Source organism: Methylomusa anaerophila, assembly GCF_003966895.1.
Lineage (GTDB): Bacteria > Bacillota > Negativicutes > Sporomusales > Sporomusaceae > Methylomusa > Methylomusa anaerophila.
In genome coordinates, this window is sequence record NZ_AP018449.1 from 1520823 (window position 1) to 1537701 (window position 16879).

The following is a 16879-nucleotide window of genomic DNA, read 5'->3' on the forward strand; positions in this document are numbered from 1 at the left end:
TAGATTGCACTAGATTACGAGGGAGGAAAAAACATGAAAGGATTTCGCTTAAAGTATTGGATCGTTCCTATAACACTGGTCATTGCCTTAACCGTTGCTTTTGAGACCGGTATCTTATCCTTGAGCCGGGCGCAAAAACAGGTTGCGAGTCCGGAAGTAATGAGTGTTACGGTGAATGAGGCCCAATTTGTGGGAAAAATGCCGAAACTCAACCTGACCGGCTCTATTGAAGGCGATACGTCGGCGGTCATTAGCGCCAAAATTGCCGGCCGTATCGAGCAGGTATTAGTGGAAGACGGTCAAGCGGTCACCGCCGGTCAACCGCTTCTTAGGCTTGAAAGCATTGAATTGGCTAATGCGGTAAGAACCAGCAACGATGCTCTGCGTAGAGCCCAGGCCAATTATGAAAACGTGGCGAATGATTACCGGCGATATCAGTCCCTGTATGCGCAAAACGCAGTATCGCAACAGACCCTCGACGGGGCTGAGACCGATTTAAAGGTGGCCGCGGCTGATCTCTCCAGCGCTAAGGCAGCATTGAGCACCGCCGAAGAACAGCATGCCAATGCGGTAGTCGCAGCGCCTGTTAACGGGGTTGTGGCCAATAAGGCGGCTGTTATCGGGCAGGTAGTCTCCGCCGGCATGACGCTCATGACGGTTGAGAATATTAGTCAAGTGTATGCGGTTGTGAATATTGAGCAGAAGGATCTGGCTGCGGTTAAGCCCGGGGTGGAGGCGGAAGTCACTGTAGATACCTATCCGGGACAAGCCTTTACCGGCAAAGTGGAGATAATGAACCCGGCGGCGGCAGTGGCCAACCGTATGTATCGCACGAAAATCAGGCTTGACAATACTGACGGTTTATTGAAACCGGGAATGTTTATCAAAGCGAACATAGTAACAGGTCAGGAAATGCGTGTATTGGCGGTGCCGCAGGCGGCAATTTACCAAAAACAAGGCTTGTATTATGTCTATACCCTGGAAGACGATAAAGCTGTGCGGCATCAAGTGGAGATCGGCACAGTGATCGGCGACTTGATAGAAATCAAGTCGGGTATTCAGGCGAAGACAATGGTAATTACCAGCAATGTTAACAAACTAAAAGACGGCGATACCGTTCAGGTCACCCGCTAATAGGGTGGGGAGGAAAAAACTGTTATGATACTTGCCGATATAAGTCTTAAACGACCGGTTTTCGCCACGGTAACCATTCTGGCCCTTATTACCCTGGGCTTCGTTAGTTATCTGTCCCTTAATATAGACGAGTGGCCTAATGTAGAATTCCCATTCGTCACTGTTCAGGTAGTCTATACAGGCGCCGGCCCGGAACAAGTGGACAGCAAAATTACCCAAAGAGTGGAAGAAGCGGTAGGTTCCTGTTCCGGAGTTAAACACATTACCTCTGTCGCCCGGGAAGGAGTATCTACTACTACCGTTGAATTCTCGCTGGAAACCAACCCGGCCACGGCGACGCAGGATGTGCGGGATAAAATCGGCCGGATCCGCGGGGATTTGCCGCAAGATGCCGAAGAACCCATCATCATGCGGTTCGACCCGACTGAGGAGCCGGTTGTGTCCGTAGCCATTACCGGCAACCAAAGTATTCGGGAGCTTACCAAACTAAATGAAGACGTGATCAAAAGACGCTTGGAAACTATCAGCGGCGTAGGTTCTATCGATATCCAGGGGGGACTGAAGCGGGAAATACATATTGATTTGGATAAAGACAAAATTGCTGCTTACGGGCTGAGTATTTCGGAAATCGCCAATAGTCTGAAACAGGAAAACCTGGAAGTACCCGGCGGCAAGCTGACTAAGGGCGAGCGGGAAGTAACCATGCGCACCATGGGAAACATGCCGTCCGCGCAGGAGTTTTTGAAGGCGCCGCTGGCCCGGCGTGACGGGGTGCAAATTTACGTGGATAATGTCGCGAACGTAGGCGACGTTACCGAAGAAGCGGAGTCGGTTGCCAAGTTTAACGGAAAACCGGCTATAGGCCTGGATATTATAAAACAATCCGGTTCAAATACCGTTCAGGTGGCTGAGAATGTTAAGCAGGTGGTAGCGCAGCTTCGGCAGGAGATGCCGCCCGGAGTCGAACTTACTGTGGTGAGGGATAACTCCAAGTATATCAGGGAATCCATCGGCGACCTTGTTTCTAACTTGATCATTTGCAGCTTGTTGGCTATTGCCATTGTTTTTGTCTTTTTGGCCGACTGGCGCAGTACAATGATTGCGGCGATTGCCATACCGGCATCCATTATCTCCACCTTTTTTACTATGAAGCTATTGGGTTACAGTCTCAATACCATGTCGCTTATGGCTTTGTCCCTGGCCATTGGCCTTTTGATTGATGACGCCATCGTTGTTGTTGAGAATATTGTCCGGCATATGGAGATGGGCAAAAACAAATTTCAGGCTGCCGCCGAAGGTACCGCGGAGATTGGTTTGGCCGTAACCGCCACTACTTTTACCTTGGTGGCGGTGTTTGTACCTGTTGGGATGATGACGGGAATCGTCGGTCAGTTCTTTAAACAATTCGGAATTACTGTTGCCTTCTCCGTGCTGGTTTCCTTGTTTATAGCTTTTACCCTTACTCCCATGCTGTCAGCCAACTACCTGGATGTGGCGCACCGACAGAAACAGAATCTACTGGGCAGAATGCTTGCTTGGTGGAACCAGCGCTTTGACCGGCTGACCGAATCTTACGGCGGGCTTTTAAAGATTGCCCTCAGGCATCGTTTAAAACTGTTGGCACTGGCGCTGATTATGTTTGTAGGGAGTTTGGCGCTAACGCCGCTGCTTGGTTCCACTTTCATCAGCCGTACAGATAATGGCGAGTTTACGGTAGCTGTTGATGTGGAGCCTGGCACCAGCGTAGCAGGGGCCGCAGCCTTAGCCGACCGCATGGCGGAAATTATCAAAGAGACGCCGGAGGTTGTGCTGACTTACGGCACCGCTAGCGTCGAAACCATAAGTTTGTTTGTTAAGATTAAAGATAAGAATGACCGCCAGCGCAGTATGACTGCAATCACAGCCGACCTGAGAGAAAAATTGAACGCCATACCCAATGTGAAAGTCAGTATTTTGCAGCGATCAGGCGTTGGGGAAGAAAAACCCGTACAGATTGTTGCAGGCGGGGATGACATTAATGTTCTCAATGAAATGGCCGAACAGGCCCAGCGGATAATGGAAAACACCCCGGGCGCAGTAGATGTGGTATCCACGTTTAAACCAGGCAAACCGGATATTCAAGTCACGGTCGACCGGGAACGGGCAGCCGATTTAGGAGTATCCACCGGTAATATCGCCGACACGCTGAGCACCATGTTTAACGGACTGACCGTCAGCCGGTTTAAAGACGGCGATGACCAGTATGACGTAAAGATCCGCCTGCAGGAAGGCGACAGAAGGGGCATGGATGATCTGTCCGGAATCTATTTAAACAGCCAGTACAAGGACAGTCAGGGCAAATCGGTGCTGGTGCCTTTATCTCAGGTTACGGAACCGGTATTCGGCACCACTCCCAGCCAGATCAACCGGTATGACCGGCAAAAGGAGATCCGGTTGACGGCCAACCTGGAAGGTACATCCCTGGGAGAATTTAATAACTCCTTCTTTAATGAAATCAAAAAAATCAATATACCGCCAGGGTATAAGCTGGGGGCTGTCGGTGAGTCGGAACGGATGGGGGAAACCTTTACCAGTATGGTTATGGCCCTGTTCTTATCAGTTGCGTTTATTTTCTTCGTGCTGGCGGCTCAATTCGAAAGCTATATCGATCCTTTCGCCATTATGCTGTCCTTGCCTCTGGCCATCATTGGCGCAATTTTAGGCCTGTTGGTGATGCGCAGCGATCTCAGTATTATGTCCATGATCGGTATCGTCATGCTTATGGGACTGGTAACCAAAAACGCCATTTTGCTGATTGACTTTGCCAAACAGCGGCGGGCGCAGGGCGTTGAACGGGATACGGCACTGGTAGAGGCGGCCGTCATCCGTATGCGGCCAATCATGATGACAACTGCCGCCATGATATTCGGCATGCTGCCGCTGGCAACAGGATTCGGACCCGGCGCGGAGATACGCGCTCCCATGGCGCATGCCATTATCGGCGGCCTGGTTACTTCGACAATTCTCACCTTGGTTATTGTTCCGGTAGTATATTCGCTAATGGATGATTTAAAAGGGGTCTGGCAAAGGTTTAACTTTAAGTTAAAAAAGACGACAACAGCCTAGCAAAAAGAGGAAAATTGGGACTTGGCGCGAATATATATATAAATTTGACGAAGAATGATGAATTATGTTGTAATAGCGAGTCCAGCAAGCAGTTATTCTATGCGTGAGGTGTGATACGGCATGAAAGGAACAGTAGTCGGAACCTGGGTAAGTACGGCCCGCAAAATCTGGGGCGAATCAGTAACAGCTGAGGCCATGAATCATGTAGGTTGGGAAGCAGACAGGATTTTTTTGCCGACAGAAGAAATTGAAGACAACAAACCAAAGGAGTTTGCTGCCTTTATCGGCCGCACCACGGGGAAATCAGCGGAAGAAATATGGGTCGCCATAGGCAAAGACAATATCAAAACCTTTTCCCGCGCCTATCCCGCCTTCTTTCAGCAGGAAAACCTGTATTCTTTTCTTAGGTCCATGTATGACGTTCATGTGGTTATGGTCAAACGCCTTCCCGGCGCCAACCCGCCGGAAATCTTAATCAATCCCATTTCCCAATACCAGGCCGTTCTAAGCTACCGTTCCCAGCGGGGTATGCTCAGTTATGCCAAAGGTCTTATCGCCGGCGCCGCCGAATACTTTAAGGAAGACATCAAAACAGAAATCATTGAGTCTTCGGCCGGGCACATGAAGATGAAGCTTACTTTTCCCAAACCGATTACCAGTTCTGTTACCTTTCCCGTCAACAGATTCTTATCCTTTGGCGTTATAAAGAATGTGCCGGCCAAAGTCGGTATTCTGGCGGCAATCGCCACCCTGATTGTAAACGGCATCTTATCCGTCGCCGGTATTCCGGCGCCACTGTGGTTAGCAATTGTCAACGGAGCTGTTGCCGGGGCTGCTGCGGCGGTTTTGCTGCGGCCGCTCACCGTCATTCGCGCCGAACTGGATAGTATTTTCAATCATAAATACTATCCGGAGACGACGCTGGTATCCGGCGATGAGTTTGAAGAAATCATGAACCGTTTAGCCTTGTATAAGAAACGAATTAAGAGCGAGTTTACCGGTTTTAAAGGTATTACCGACGAAATGAATAACTACGGTGACGATTTTAACTCCTTGGCGGAACGCATGAAGGATACATCCGGCGAGATCTCGGGAGTTGTCTATGATGTGGCAACCGCGGCTACCAATCAGGCCATGGAAACGGAAAACGCTGTGGGAATATTAAACGGCAACCTGGAGACACTGCGTACGGTTGTTACCGAGCAGAGCCGGAACAAGCAGCACCTTGAGGCGGCTGTGGCCGAGATTAATAAAGGGTTTAACGAAGTACAAGCTTCCAGTTCCAAACTGGAAGAGAGTCTCGGCAAATTTGCCGCGGTCAAACGTTCAGCAGAAAATCTGCAGTCGCAGGCTACCAAGATTAATGAGATTACCGGCATGGTAGCTGCAATTGCCGGTCAAACCAACCTTTTGGCTTTAAACGCGGCGATCGAGGCGGCCCGGGCCGGCGAGCAAGGCCGGGGCTTTGCCGTAGTGGCCGAAGAGGTCCGTAAGCTGGCCGAGCAGTCTCACCATCATTCCGAGAGCATTTCCAGCGATTTAAAGATTCTTATGGATATCATTAGCGGCGTAGTTTCCATGATTGAGGATGAGTATGATATTCTGGCCGCGGAAAGCCGTCAGCTTAATAACGTTGTGACCGGAAACCATCGGCATGTGTCCAATATACACCAGGTAGCGGAAAACATTGTGGATATGATCAACAAGTTAGAACAGGAAATGACCGGACTCAACCACGTATACGGCAAAATTGAGTCTTTAGCCGCAATTTCGGAGGAGAATTCGGCAGCCAGTGAGGAAGTTAGCGCCTCCGTGCAGGTATATAACGAAAAACTCCAGAACATGATGGGAAAAATAGTTGAGTTTAAAAAGGTTATTCAGCATTTTGGTGAAGACTTGAATCAGTACCGGACCTAATACCTAATTATGGCGTGCCAGCTAATGCAATTACTATTCAGCCTGAGGCGGGGATACTAGCCCCGCCTTTTGCTGTTATTCACTGAAAGTGACTAAAAATGAGAAAATGAGGAAATGAAAAAATGAGTAAGAATGAAAAATTGTTAATTTTGTGATATTATTCCTTATAGAGCAATATGACGGAGGTCAGGTATGATTCGAGAACGACGCAACAGGGCCAAACTGGAACAGTATTATCATAAATTTATTACAACAGGGGAAATGGACCCCAACGTACATCCCTGGGTGGCGGAATCCTGGCAGCGCAGCCGGGACAGAGGAATCAGCCGGGACGCAGTAACCATTAAAGCAAAGCTGACTAAAGAGCAACTGGCTGCCCGCCGGCAGCGGTATCAGGCCGCCATCAGTTTTCTGGACGGACTGTACGGCGAAATCCGTGAGCTGTTTACTACCTATAATTTAAGTATGCTGCTCCTTGATTATGAGTGTTACGCCCTGAAAAATTACGCCATGCCTTTTTATCAGAAAACGACGGGAGAGTTGGAAGGAGCCAGACTGACGGAAGCGGATACCGGTACTTCCAGTATCAGCCTGTCGTACCGGCATAAAGCCCCTTTCTTTCTATTCGGACCGGAAATGTGGATTGCCAGCTGCCAAAATGAAGAGGCTTGCTCCGCTCCTATTTTTGTAGATAACCAGGTCAAATTTGTCGTAACAGTTGTATCCATCCAACAGGAAAACCTTCCCCATGATACTATTATTGCCCTGGTGCTTAGCATCAAGTTTGCCATGGAACAGCACTTAAGCCTGGTTGCCCGTTTGAATGCCAAGCATACTATTCTTGATGCCGTGCCGCTGGCAGTATACCACATTCTGCCCGGCGGGGAGGTATCCTACGCCAACAAGCTGGGGCTTAAGCGCCTGGCCGGCATCATACCGGCGGGAACTACAGCCCTTGCACCTGCCGGGGAAGGCCCCAATCTCAACGAAGTTCTCTTTAATTACCGGCATACGCCAATTTACAAAGGTTTCCTTGGTATTCCTTCCTACAACCGCGAGGCAACCTGGATTACCGGGCGCAAAACCTACGAAGATATTACGACGGTGGTACCGCTTTATGATGATGACGGGGAAGTGGGCAGCATTGTGGCGGTTTCGCTGCCGATCGAGGACTTGCGAACACTGGTGGCCCATACTGCCGGCTATACTGCCCGCTACAGTCTCGCCAGCATGGTGGGGAAGGCCGGCATCTTTGTTGCCATGCAGGAAAAGGCTGGCCGGGCGGCCCGGCATGACCATCATACCCTGCTGCAAGGCGAAGCAGGTACCGGCAAGCAGCGGTTGGCCCACGGTATTCACCAGGGCAGTTCCCGGGCGGCGGGACCACTGATTGCGGTTAAGTGCAGCGATTTGCCGCCTGAACTGTTGGAAACCGAACTTTTTGGCGCCAGCGCCGTGCGCGGCGAGGGCCGGCCGGGAAAACTGGAACTGGCCAATGGGGGGACCTTGTTTTTGGATGAGGTGGAAAAACTGCCGGCTCAGTTGATGAGTAATTTGGTTGAGACGCTCATTGCCGGCCAATTGTGCCGCGTTGGCGAAAATGTGCCCCGGCCCCTTGATATCCGCGTGATTTCCGCTTCTGACGGCGATCTGAAACGGCTAACGGAAAAAGGAAATTTTTTGCCGGCTTTATATGATGTCTTGTCAAAAGTTGTAATCCGTATTCCTGCTTTAAGAAGCAGAAAAGATGATATACCTTTGCTGGCTGAACATATCATCGGGGAATTGGCCGGCATGCACGGTATGCCGCCGAAAAAACTATCGGCTGAGGCGGCGGAACTGATAATGTCCTATGAATGGCCAGGCAATATCAAACAGCTTCAAAGCGTGATTGAACAAGCTTTTTTCCGGACTGCCGGCGACACCATCAGCGCCAAGGATATTACCATACCGGGTGAAACCGGCCTCAGCCGCGCCTGGAAAGAAGATAAAGCTGCCTTTATCGAAGCCTGGAATGCGGCGGGGGGCAATATCAGCCGGCTGGCCAACATGCTGGATGTCAGCCGGGTGACATTGTATCGGTATTTAAAGAAGTACGGCCTGGACAAAGAGTAAGGGAAGCTAACCAGCCTCGACAGAATTAAGGTAAGAACTAAGGTGGGATAACGGTTGCGACTCAGGAAAAAGCCGTGGGTGGCGGAGGCTCTGGCCGGCTATGGCGATATTGTATTAAAGGCTGATGATTATAAAGGACAATGGCGGGAACTATTGGGAAACAATCTGCCGCTTCATGTGGAAGTGGGAACAGGTAAAGGCCAGTTCATAGCGGGAATGGCGGAACGGTATAAAGGCGAACTTAACTTTATTGGACTGGAAGCCCAGCAGGATGTATTAATATACGCCGCTAAAAAAGTGCGGGAGCAGCAACTGAACAATGTAAGGCTGCTGGTATTTAATATCAATGATATTCTCGACCTGTTTGCGCCGGGAGAGGTCGAGCGGCTGTATATCAACTTCTGTGATCCCTGGCCTAAAAACCGCCACGCCAGACGCCGGCTCACTCATAGCGGCTTCCTTGCAAAATACCGCACCGTACTTGTGCCGGGCGGGCAAGTCTATTTCAAGACCGACAACGAGAAACTATTTGAGTTTTCCTTAAATCAATTTGCCGATTCTGGGGCAAAACTTGCGAATATAACCTTTGATCTTCATAATAGCGGCTATCAAGGCAATATAATGACGGAATATGAAACCAGATTCAGTTCCCGGGGCATGCGGATTTATCGCTGTGAAATTACATTAGGGTAAATATCAGAGCGTGTTCAAAAAACACGCAACCTTAATATTAAAGAAGGCTGGTTCAAAATGTTCAGATGCTAGGCGCGACGAGGACGTGAGCAGAACAGTACAGAGAAGTACGTGGAGTGAACGCCCGCAGGAGCAACAACGCAGATGGATGTTTTGAACCAGCCTTTAGCAATTGGGCAAGGCGCGGCATATAATGTAGAGGATAATTTTGTGTATAGGAGTGAGAGCTATGCCGCGTCACCACCATGCCCAAAGCAGCGGCCATCCTGTGCCGCCGCTTAACATGGAAGAGTTGAAGTTTTGGCTTAGAATAATGGAAGAACACGCCATGTTTATACGCAATGGATTGCCCTGTGATCAGCCGGACTTAATTGAAGAAGCCAAAGCCTTCCAACAGGAATTTAAGTCCCTACGCCAGCGGGCTGAAAAAATGCAGTCGGATAAAAAGTTTGCCGATTTAGTAGCGGATGTATGCCGTACCATGAAAGAATTCATACGTTATAAGCGGCTGCTTTTGTGTATGGCGATTACCGATCGCCTGGGAGGTTCGCTATATCCGCTGTTTTTGAATCATGTACTTAGGGAAGCTGAGTATTTTATGGCGTTGCTTGCCAAAATGCGAGGCAGTACCATGGAAGTCGTCAAAGCAATGGAGGCTGACTTCTGGCTGCGGGTCATGGATGACCACACTCAACTTATCCGCCAGCTGCTTGACCCGTCGGAATGCGGCATCATTGAGGTTGCGGAAAATTATATGGGGGACTTTGCTGCCCTGTCCTGTCAATCGAGAGATTGGCTAAGCATGCTAAATGAGCAGTCGCTGGAAGTTCCTGCTTTTGACAGATTCCTTCAGGATAGCCGGGTGGCAACCATGCGTCTGAGAGATTTCAAAAGAGCGCTGAATGATATGGTTGCTGAGAAGAGGCTGTTAAGTATTTTCCCGCCCAAGCTGCCTGACCATATACGCCGCGAAGCCGACCACTTCTTGCTGATTCTGGCCATGATGGAAAAAGGAGTGGTTAAGTCGGCCAAATGTGATGAAGACATAATTGCCAAGTTCGCTCAGCCGTGCGGGTCCACGGTGGAAATCGATGTGGATGAAATCGCTGTCGGCAATATCCAAGATGATATTGACAATCTTGATATGGACTTTACGCCCGGCTGCAAACACAGGGAAGAAGAAGATACTTCTCCTGGCGGAACCTTCACTCATAAACCGAAATTCAGCTATGGCAAGAAGGAACCTGAGGTATCTGTTAAGTATGATGCAAGCGCCGACTTGCCGGTGGAGAGTAACGAGGAGGGTAAGGGGGAAAGTGAAGGGGAAGAGCTTTTGGCCGAAGCAGAGCCGGAAGTCGCATCCGAGTTGAGCGGCAGGCCGGAAGAGGATTCGGCGGCAATCAAGCCGCTGAAAACGGAAGAAGAGAAGGCGATAGCTATGGCAACCCCGATTATATTGAACCCGCCCCTTGAACCTGTTAAAAGCAAGAAACAAACAAAATTCAAATGGGGAGGTAACTGGCCCCGGCAATTGGGGAAAGTCCGTGACTAAAATTTATGCTAAACAAACAACCCCTCCCGCATCCGCAGGAGGGGTTTGATTTGAGCTGTAGAATACAAAGAGGAAAAGAGGACAAGGGGTCAACGGTTATTGAAGCTATGAAGGCTCGCCGGCAGGTAATACGGCAATATAGCTTAAGAGCTGACGGTTAGTTGCCGTGACGGAAAGAAGTTCCCCGCAATTCAGGTCAATACAACAAAGATCGCCGAACAAGTTGCTGCTGGCAATAGCTAAATGGCTGTCGGGAATCAGGTAAAGCCGGGATATTGAGCGACCGATCACAAAGCGGTCGATAATCCGTGCCGACGCAAGATCCAGGACGATGACAGAAGAACTATCCTCACTTGCGATATACGCCGTTTTACCATCAGGCGGGACGGCTGCATGACAGGGATAAGCGGCTAAACCACTGGGACAACTGGGGCACTGGACAGTAATCACGGTAGGAGTCGTGAGATTCTTCCTGGCAATATTGAACAGCACTACTCCTTCACCGGTAAATGCCGTATTGGTAAAGGGGACCAGGAGGCAGCGGCCGCTGTCAAGAATAATATTTGTAGGAATTCCGGCAACATCGCGCTGCCAAACAAGCCTGCCTTGTAAGCTAAAAACCGCCACCGTACCGCCGGATTCATGTTCCCAGGCACTATATAAAGCGGTATTATCCGTGGCTAAACCGACGCAGGAGGCTTTTGTCCCCGGCGTTCCCAGCCCGGCCAGAGTCATTGTCTTTAGGTCCAGACGGTATAGGGTTCCGGCGGGATCAGTGAGATAAGCGGCGGTATAGTCGTTATCAGGGCTCAGTGTAAATTGGGCCGGGTATGGAATTGAGATTGACAGACGGGATAGGGAATAATCTTTTAAGTCTACTGCAAATATGACGTTGTTGCCACTGGTACTGGCGGCAGGAAGGTAGGCACGGGTACATTCAATATTTACGGCAATGTCAGTCGGTGTATAGTCCGGGGGGAAACTCAATTCATGCAATATCTTGCCGCTAGGACCGTCAACGGCCAGCAGGGTGTGACTGGCGCCATCAATCACCAGTAACTTATAGGCTGTAGTCCCCATGCTATCACCCCAAAAAAATTTTTATTCATTGATCAATGAATGCCATACATTCTTATATATCATATTGACTATGGCCATGAATGGTTAATGAAAAGGAAAGTTTTTGCCTGGCTTTTGGAAAAGGTATGCCGGTTTTTCTTATATTTTCTTATAATTGTCTTATAATGAAAGAGACGAGCAGGATAATTGTAAGATGATTGATGTATGGTTGATGTAAGGAGGAAAACATGGACAAGGTACCCAAGTTATGGACAAATCCGGCGGAGGCGGTTTTTTTTACTGCCGGGGTGCTGTTACTCATTGGAACAGTTAATATATTTAGTGCCAGTTTTGTTCTGGGCGGACAATTATTTCACGACAGTTACTTTTTTATCAAACGCCACATAGCGTCTTCGGCTGTTGGGTTTATTATTATGATTATTGTGGCGAAAATGGATTATCGCCGTTTTAGAGGCGAATGGCTTATTCTTTTAACCTTGACCGTTATTTGTCTGCTGGTTGCCGTACATTACGGCGGTGTTGACGCAAACGGGGCCCGTCGCTGGCTGAAACTTGGCACAATCCAATTTCAGCCTTCCGAGATAGCTAAATTAGCTATCATTATGCTTTCCGCCGCCTATCTTGGTCCCAAAATTGACCGTCAGCGGCCGGTAACACTCTTTTCTTGGCCGGTGGCCGCGGCTCTGGTCATAGGCGGACTGGTTTTAAGACAGCCGGATATGGGAACGGCAGCGGTCATTGTAGGCCTTAGCCTGTTTTTGTTCCTTATGGCCGGCATTCCTCGCCGGGAGATAACCATCCTGTTTGCCGGCGGGGCAGCTATGGCGGTGTTTTTTATTCAGGCTGCCGCCTATCGGGCTGAACGGATTGCGGCCTGGTTTGATCCTTGGTCCTACCAGCAGACAACTGGTTATCAGACTGTACAGTCCCTGCTGGCCATCGGTTCGGGCGGGCCGTTTGGCATGGGATTGGGTATGGGCGCCAGCAAATTTCATTATCTGCCTGAGGCTCATACCGATTTCGCCTTTGCCGTTTTATGCCAGGAAATGGGATTTGTGGGAGCTTTACTTGTTCTGGGTGTATTAGCCGTGTTCGGATGGTATGCTGTTAAAATCGCCTGCCGGGCAGTTGACGGATACGGTCTGACGCTGGCATTAGGAATTACTGCTTTGATAGTGGGTCAGGCAGCCGGGAATATTGCCATGGTTGTCGGGCTGCTGCCGGTAACCGGCGTTCCGCTGCCGTTTATCAGTTTTGGCGGGACATCTCTTTTAGTTAACATGGTGGCCCTCGGTCTGCTGATAAGTATCGGGCGTCAGGCCAGCGGTAAAACAGACCCGGATTCCGGCCGCAGGGAAAGGCTGCAGCGAAGTCGCCGGCGACCAGTCAACAGCTCCGGTCCAACAAGTGCATAGAATATGGTAATATGTGGAAATTGATGTATGTTAAGTCCCCATTGTGGCAATAATGGTAGTAAAGCAATATACCGCCATTATTCTGAAAGGATGGTGCGACAGGCGCCATCCGGCTAGGGGGCGCTACAATGGGATGGCTGATTCGCGCCGGAGTTTATCTCTTGAGTGGTTTTACTATTTGGCAGTTTGTCCAGGGACCCGCAGACGTTGCAGGACTTCATAAACATTTGTCCCTAGACCAGGTCCACGGTATGGTATTGGGTGTTTGTGCCGGTATCAGCAATTATACAGGCATTGATGTGTCATTAATACGGTTGGTGTGGGCCCTGTCTGTCTTTTATCGCGGTATAGGCATTGCCTTATACATACTGGCGTTTCTGATTATGCCGGTATCATAAACGGATAGTCACGCAGCTTGTTTTTAAACAGCCAGCTAATTTTGCCCAGAAAAAGTCCGGTTACAGATTTTATCACTGTAGCCGGACTTTTTACTTGTGACATTTTCTCAATCATTCACATAAAATACATTAGGTAATAAAAAGGAGGCATTCTTTTTTATGAAAAAAACCAGAAGTCGTGGGTATTCTGGATCATCTAAACTGAAAAAAGTCAAAACAGAGATGGATATAATGGAACCCGACGATATTGATGAAATGGAAGAAATGGAAGATATGGACGTGGAAGGCATTGATAGGGATGAGGATGCCGGACAATATATGGAAGACATGGACTGCGAAGATAGAGAACCAAAAAAGAAAATGAAACACACGGAGTGCAAATGCACGGAGACGGGGATTCTTGCCCATGCGTATGTGCCATGGCAATGTTATGAGACGGCTTTTAGTCCCTGTGAAGCATTGATGAAAGGCACTCTTTTCCCCGAACTTTGGGGCGTATATCCTATCCCGGAATAATACAGGCATAGAGGGAGGTGCGGATGAATGGACGATGACAGACAAAGGGCATTGCTATTAAAAGTTCAGGAAATGGAATTCGTGGCCGTAGAACTTAACTTGTATTTAGATACTCACCCCTGTGATGCGGACGCGATAAATGATTACAATTGCGCCGTAAAAGAGTTGCGAAAATATAAGGAAAAATATGAATCTGAATATGGTCCGCTCTTAAATTTCGGATTCGGCGGTTTCAGCCGAAAACCATGGCAGTGGATAGAAAGCCCATGGCCGTGGGAACTGTAAGCGAATTAATGTAAGGGAGCAGTGAATATGTGGATATATGAGAAAAAGCTGGAGCACCCCATACGGGTTACATGCCCGGACGTTAAGTTTGCCAAGCTTGTCATTACCCAATATGGCGGTCCCGACGGAGAACTGTCAGCTTCGCTCCGATATTTGAATCAGCGGTATAGTATGCCGACAGATAAGGCGAAAGCCCTACTTACGGATATTGGGACAGAAGAATTGGCACATATGGAAATGATTGCCGCGCTTGTATATAAATTAACCCAGGGGGCAGACTGTGAAGACTTTAAGGAAGCCGGCTGGGGCGGACAGTTTGTGCAGCATGACTGCTCGCTTTTCTGGTCGGATGCCAATGGAATACCCTGGAGTGCCAAATACATCGCCTCCCTGGGCGACCCCATCACCGACCTGACGGAAGATATGGCGGCCGAGCAGAAAGCCCGGACCACTTATGAACATTTAATCGCCTGTACCGACGACCCTTGCGTGAAAAGCAGCCTGCGCTTTTTGTGGCAGCGGGAAGTTGTTCATTTCCAGCGTTTCGGCGAGACCTTAAACGACGTCCAGGAATGGATGGCCAAGTCGCACGTCTGGACGGGGCACAAGTGCGGGTGCGAGTAAAAAATTCATTACTTAAGAATCTTACACTAAATTGGGCCTCCGAAAATATTCGGAGGCTAAATTGGTTTTTCCTCATTGAAAAGTCAGTGGGAAACAATGGCTTTTCAATATAATATAATAAACACCTGACGGACAAGCCGGTAGTTATTCAGAGCTATGTAAGTAGCGCCTACAGATCTACTCCCCAGTATTTACGGTACTTAAGAAGGAAAAATGTAAAAAATAAGAATATTATTATGATATAATTGTTTCATGCTAAAAGTTGCAAATTCCCTATGAGGTGTTAAGGATGAGTGATCTACAGGCTGGAAGTTCCAATATATTGATGTATCAAACCGAAGATGGAAAAACCAAAATTGATGTTAGACTTGATAATGAAACAGTATGGCTTTCGTTAAATCAAATGACTGACCTTTTTCAAAGAGATAAATCAGTTATTTCCAGGCATATAAAAATGTTTTTGATGAAGGAGAGCTTGATTATAATTCAGTTGTTGCAAAATCTGCAACAACTGCTTCGGACGGAAAAACATATCAAGTAGAGTGAGGATTGTGCCCAAGTAAAAACATAAAGGTATGGCTTAGAGGAGGATGCATATGGCGGATATGGAAGGAATCGTGGATAGTGATATTATTTTTTATACGGCACCGGACGGGGCGATTCGTATTGAAGTCGTATATCAAGATGAGACTTTTTGGCTTACCATAAATCGCATGGCAGAGTTGTTTGGCACGAGTAAACAAAATATCAGTCATCACCTACAAAATATTTACAGTGAGAATGAGCTGGATCGAGAAGCAACTGTCAAAGAAATTTTGACAGTTCAAATGGAAGGGCAACGGGAAGTTTCCCGTAAGCTTGAATATTATAATCTGGATGCCGTTATTGCGGTTGGATATCGGGTGAGCAGTCGTCAGGCAACCCAATTTAGGGTTTGGGCAACACAAACCTTAAAGGAATTTATTATTAAAGGATTTGTTCTGGATGATGAACGCTTAAAACAAGGCAAGCGTTTTGGCAAAGATTACTTTGATGAATTATTAGAACGCATTCGGGAGATTAGAGCTTCCGAGCGGCGTTTTTATCAAAAGATTACTGATATTTATGCGCAATGTAGTATTGATTATCAACCCAAGGCCGAATTGACCATACAGTTTTATAAAACCGTTCAGAATAAATTGCATTGGGCTATTACTGGTAAAACAGCTGCTGAACTCATTGCGGAGCGAGCGGATGCCAACAAGCCTAATATGGGTCTTACTACTTGGAAGAACGCGCCCCATGGGAAAGTTTTAAAATCAGATATTACTACAGCTAAAAATTATTTAGTTGAATCAGAGATTAAGGAACTGGAAGGCATTGTCAGTATGTATCTTGACTATGCAGAAAATCAGGCCAGGCGTCAGATTGTCATGAAAATGCAGGATTGGGTTCAGAAATTAGATGCCTTTTTACAATTCAACGAATACGAGATTTTACAGGATGCGGGCAAAGTATCGCACCAGGTGGCCGTAACGTTAGCGGAAAAAGAATATGCCAAATTTAGAGTCGTCCAAGATCAAAATTTTGAATCGGATTTTGATAAAACAATTAAGAAACTGGAAAAGCGTTTAAAATAAAAAAACAAATTATGATCATTATTGAAAAACGCGGTGAAGCAACAGAGCAATATTAGAAGTAGGTATTTGCTTTAAATAAGTAATTGTGATACTTCTATCGGGACAGAAGAATTGGCATATATGGAAATCATCGTCGTGCTTGTATATAAATTAACTCAAGGGGCAGACTGTGAAGACTTTAAGGAAGCCGGCTGGGACGGACAGTTCGTGCAGCATGACTGCTCGCTCTTCTGGTCGGATGCCAATGGAATACCCTGGAGCGCCAAATACATCGCCTCCCTGGGCTATCCCATCACCGACCTGACGGAAAATATGGTGGCCGAGCAGAAAGACCGGACCACTTATGAACATTTAATCGCCTCTGCGTGAAAGCAGCCTGCGCTTTTTGTGGCAGCGGGAAGTCGTCCATTTCCAGAGTTTCGGCGA

At 48.1% G+C, this 16879-nt stretch carries 15 protein-coding genes; 14 read left to right on the forward strand and 1 reads right to left on the reverse strand.

What is annotated here, in order from left to right:
- Positions 1 to 33 precede the first annotated feature (33 nt).
- From MAMMFC1_RS06660 to MAMMFC1_RS06685, 6 genes are all read left to right on the forward strand, one after another.
- On the forward strand, positions 34 to 1134 hold the full coding sequence (locus MAMMFC1_RS06660; RefSeq protein ID WP_126307552.1) for an efflux RND transporter periplasmic adaptor subunit: 1101 nt from the start codon (positions 34 to 36) through the stop codon (positions 1132 to 1134).
- Between the two features lie 24 nt (positions 1135 to 1158).
- Positions 1159 to 4239, forward strand: coding sequence for an efflux RND transporter permease subunit (locus MAMMFC1_RS06665; RefSeq protein ID WP_126307554.1), 3081 nt, complete (start codon positions 1159 to 1161; stop codon positions 4237 to 4239).
- 120 nt (positions 4240 to 4359) lie between these two features.
- Positions 4360 to 6156 carry a heme NO-binding domain-containing protein gene (locus MAMMFC1_RS06670; RefSeq protein WP_126307556.1) on the forward strand — a complete coding sequence of 599 codons (1797 nt, stop codon included), beginning with the start codon at positions 4360 to 4362 and terminating at the stop codon, positions 6154 to 6156.
- A gap of 192 nt (positions 6157 to 6348) precedes the next feature.
- Positions 6349 to 8271 carry a sigma-54-dependent Fis family transcriptional regulator gene (locus MAMMFC1_RS06675; RefSeq protein ID WP_126307558.1) on the forward strand — a complete coding sequence of 641 codons (1923 nt, stop codon included), beginning with the start codon at positions 6349 to 6351 and terminating at the stop codon, positions 8269 to 8271.
- Positions 8272 to 8325: 54 nt separating this feature from the next.
- Positions 8326 to 8964: a tRNA (guanosine(46)-N7)-methyltransferase TrmB gene (gene trmB / locus MAMMFC1_RS06680; protein WP_126307560.1), complete on the forward strand. Its 639-nt coding sequence runs from the start codon at positions 8326 to 8328 to the stop codon at positions 8962 to 8964.
- A gap of 229 nt (positions 8965 to 9193) precedes the next feature.
- On the forward strand, positions 9194 to 10516 hold the full coding sequence (locus tag MAMMFC1_RS06685; protein WP_126307562.1) for a DUF2935 domain-containing protein: 1323 nt from the start codon (positions 9194 to 9196) through the stop codon (positions 10514 to 10516).
- A gap of 105 nt (positions 10517 to 10621) precedes the next feature.
- Here MAMMFC1_RS06685 and MAMMFC1_RS06690 read toward each other — a convergent pair whose 3' ends face one another.
- Positions 10622 to 11596, reverse strand: coding sequence for a YncE family protein (locus MAMMFC1_RS06690; RefSeq protein WP_126307564.1), 975 nt, complete (start codon positions 11594 to 11596; stop codon positions 10622 to 10624).
- 227 nt (positions 11597 to 11823) lie between these two features.
- Between MAMMFC1_RS06690 and MAMMFC1_RS06695 the strand changes: the two genes are divergently transcribed.
- From MAMMFC1_RS06695 to MAMMFC1_RS06730, 8 genes are all read left to right on the forward strand, one after another.
- Positions 11824 to 13011 carry an FtsW/RodA/SpoVE family cell cycle protein gene (locus MAMMFC1_RS06695; RefSeq protein ID WP_126307566.1) on the forward strand — a complete coding sequence of 396 codons (1188 nt, stop codon included), beginning with the start codon at positions 11824 to 11826 and terminating at the stop codon, positions 13009 to 13011.
- A 128-nt stretch (positions 13012 to 13139) separates the two neighbouring features.
- Complete coding sequence (locus MAMMFC1_RS06700) at positions 13140 to 13409, forward strand: PspC domain-containing protein (protein WP_126307568.1); 270 nt, start codon at positions 13140 to 13142, stop codon at positions 13407 to 13409.
- Between the two features lie 159 nt (positions 13410 to 13568).
- Positions 13569 to 13925: a spore coat associated protein CotJA gene (locus tag MAMMFC1_RS06705; RefSeq protein ID WP_232035714.1), complete on the forward strand. Its 357-nt coding sequence runs from the start codon at positions 13569 to 13571 to the stop codon at positions 13923 to 13925.
- A 27-nt stretch (positions 13926 to 13952) separates the two neighbouring features.
- The gene (locus tag MAMMFC1_RS06710; protein ID WP_126307570.1) at positions 13953 to 14210 is read left to right on the forward strand and encodes a spore coat protein CotJB; all 258 of its coding nucleotides are present in this window, start codon (positions 13953 to 13955) and stop codon (positions 14208 to 14210) included.
- Between the two features lie 27 nt (positions 14211 to 14237).
- Positions 14238 to 14834: a manganese catalase family protein gene (locus MAMMFC1_RS06715; protein ID WP_126307572.1), complete on the forward strand. Its 597-nt coding sequence runs from the start codon at positions 14238 to 14240 to the stop codon at positions 14832 to 14834.
- Between the two features lie 289 nt (positions 14835 to 15123).
- A complete protein-coding gene (locus tag MAMMFC1_RS06720; RefSeq protein WP_197723932.1) occupies positions 15124 to 15375 on the forward strand; it encodes a hypothetical protein in 252 nt (83 codons plus the stop codon).
- 55 nt (positions 15376 to 15430) lie between these two features.
- Positions 15431 to 16453, forward strand: coding sequence for a virulence RhuM family protein (locus MAMMFC1_RS06725; RefSeq protein ID WP_126307575.1), 1023 nt, complete (start codon positions 15431 to 15433; stop codon positions 16451 to 16453).
- Positions 16454 to 16573: 120 nt separating this feature from the next.
- On the forward strand, positions 16574 to 16822 hold the full coding sequence (locus MAMMFC1_RS06730; RefSeq protein ID WP_232035715.1) for a manganese catalase family protein: 249 nt from the start codon (positions 16574 to 16576) through the stop codon (positions 16820 to 16822).
- Positions 16823 to 16879: the final 57 nt, after the last annotated feature.

Coding starts and splice junctions, on each gene's coding strand:
- MAMMFC1_RS06665 (WP_126307554.1), top strand. CDS start 1,159: ATGATACTTGCCGATATAAGTCTTAAACGACCGGTTTTCGCCACGGTA.
- MAMMFC1_RS06700 (WP_126307568.1), top strand. CDS start 13,140: ATGGGATGGCTGATTCGCGCCGGAGTTTATCTCTTGAGTGGTTTTACT.
- MAMMFC1_RS06695 (WP_126307566.1), top strand. CDS start 11,824: ATGGACAAGGTACCCAAGTTATGGACAAATCCGGCGGAGGCGGTTTTT.
- MAMMFC1_RS06730 (WP_232035715.1), top strand. CDS start 16,574: ATGGAAATCATCGTCGTGCTTGTATATAAATTAACTCAAGGGGCAGAC.
- MAMMFC1_RS06705 (WP_232035714.1), top strand. CDS start 13,569: ATGAAAAAAACCAGAAGTCGTGGGTATTCTGGATCATCTAAACTGAAA.
- MAMMFC1_RS06690 (WP_126307564.1), bottom strand. CDS start 11,596: ATGGGGACTACAGCCTATAAGTTACTGGTGATTGATGGCGCCAGTCAC.
- MAMMFC1_RS06670 (WP_126307556.1), top strand. CDS start 4,360: ATGAAAGGAACAGTAGTCGGAACCTGGGTAAGTACGGCCCGCAAAATC.
- MAMMFC1_RS06710 (WP_126307570.1), top strand. CDS start 13,953: ATGGACGATGACAGACAAAGGGCATTGCTATTAAAAGTTCAGGAAATG.
- MAMMFC1_RS06660 (WP_126307552.1), top strand. CDS start 34: ATGAAAGGATTTCGCTTAAAGTATTGGATCGTTCCTATAACACTGGTC.
- MAMMFC1_RS06685 (WP_126307562.1), top strand. CDS start 9,194: ATGCCGCGTCACCACCATGCCCAAAGCAGCGGCCATCCTGTGCCGCCG.
- MAMMFC1_RS06725 (WP_126307575.1), top strand. CDS start 15,431: ATGGCGGATATGGAAGGAATCGTGGATAGTGATATTATTTTTTATACG.
- MAMMFC1_RS06675 (WP_126307558.1), top strand. CDS start 6,349: ATGATTCGAGAACGACGCAACAGGGCCAAACTGGAACAGTATTATCAT.
- MAMMFC1_RS06715 (WP_126307572.1), top strand. CDS start 14,238: ATGTGGATATATGAGAAAAAGCTGGAGCACCCCATACGGGTTACATGC.
- MAMMFC1_RS06720 (WP_197723932.1), top strand. CDS start 15,124: ATGAGTGATCTACAGGCTGGAAGTTCCAATATATTGATGTATCAAACC.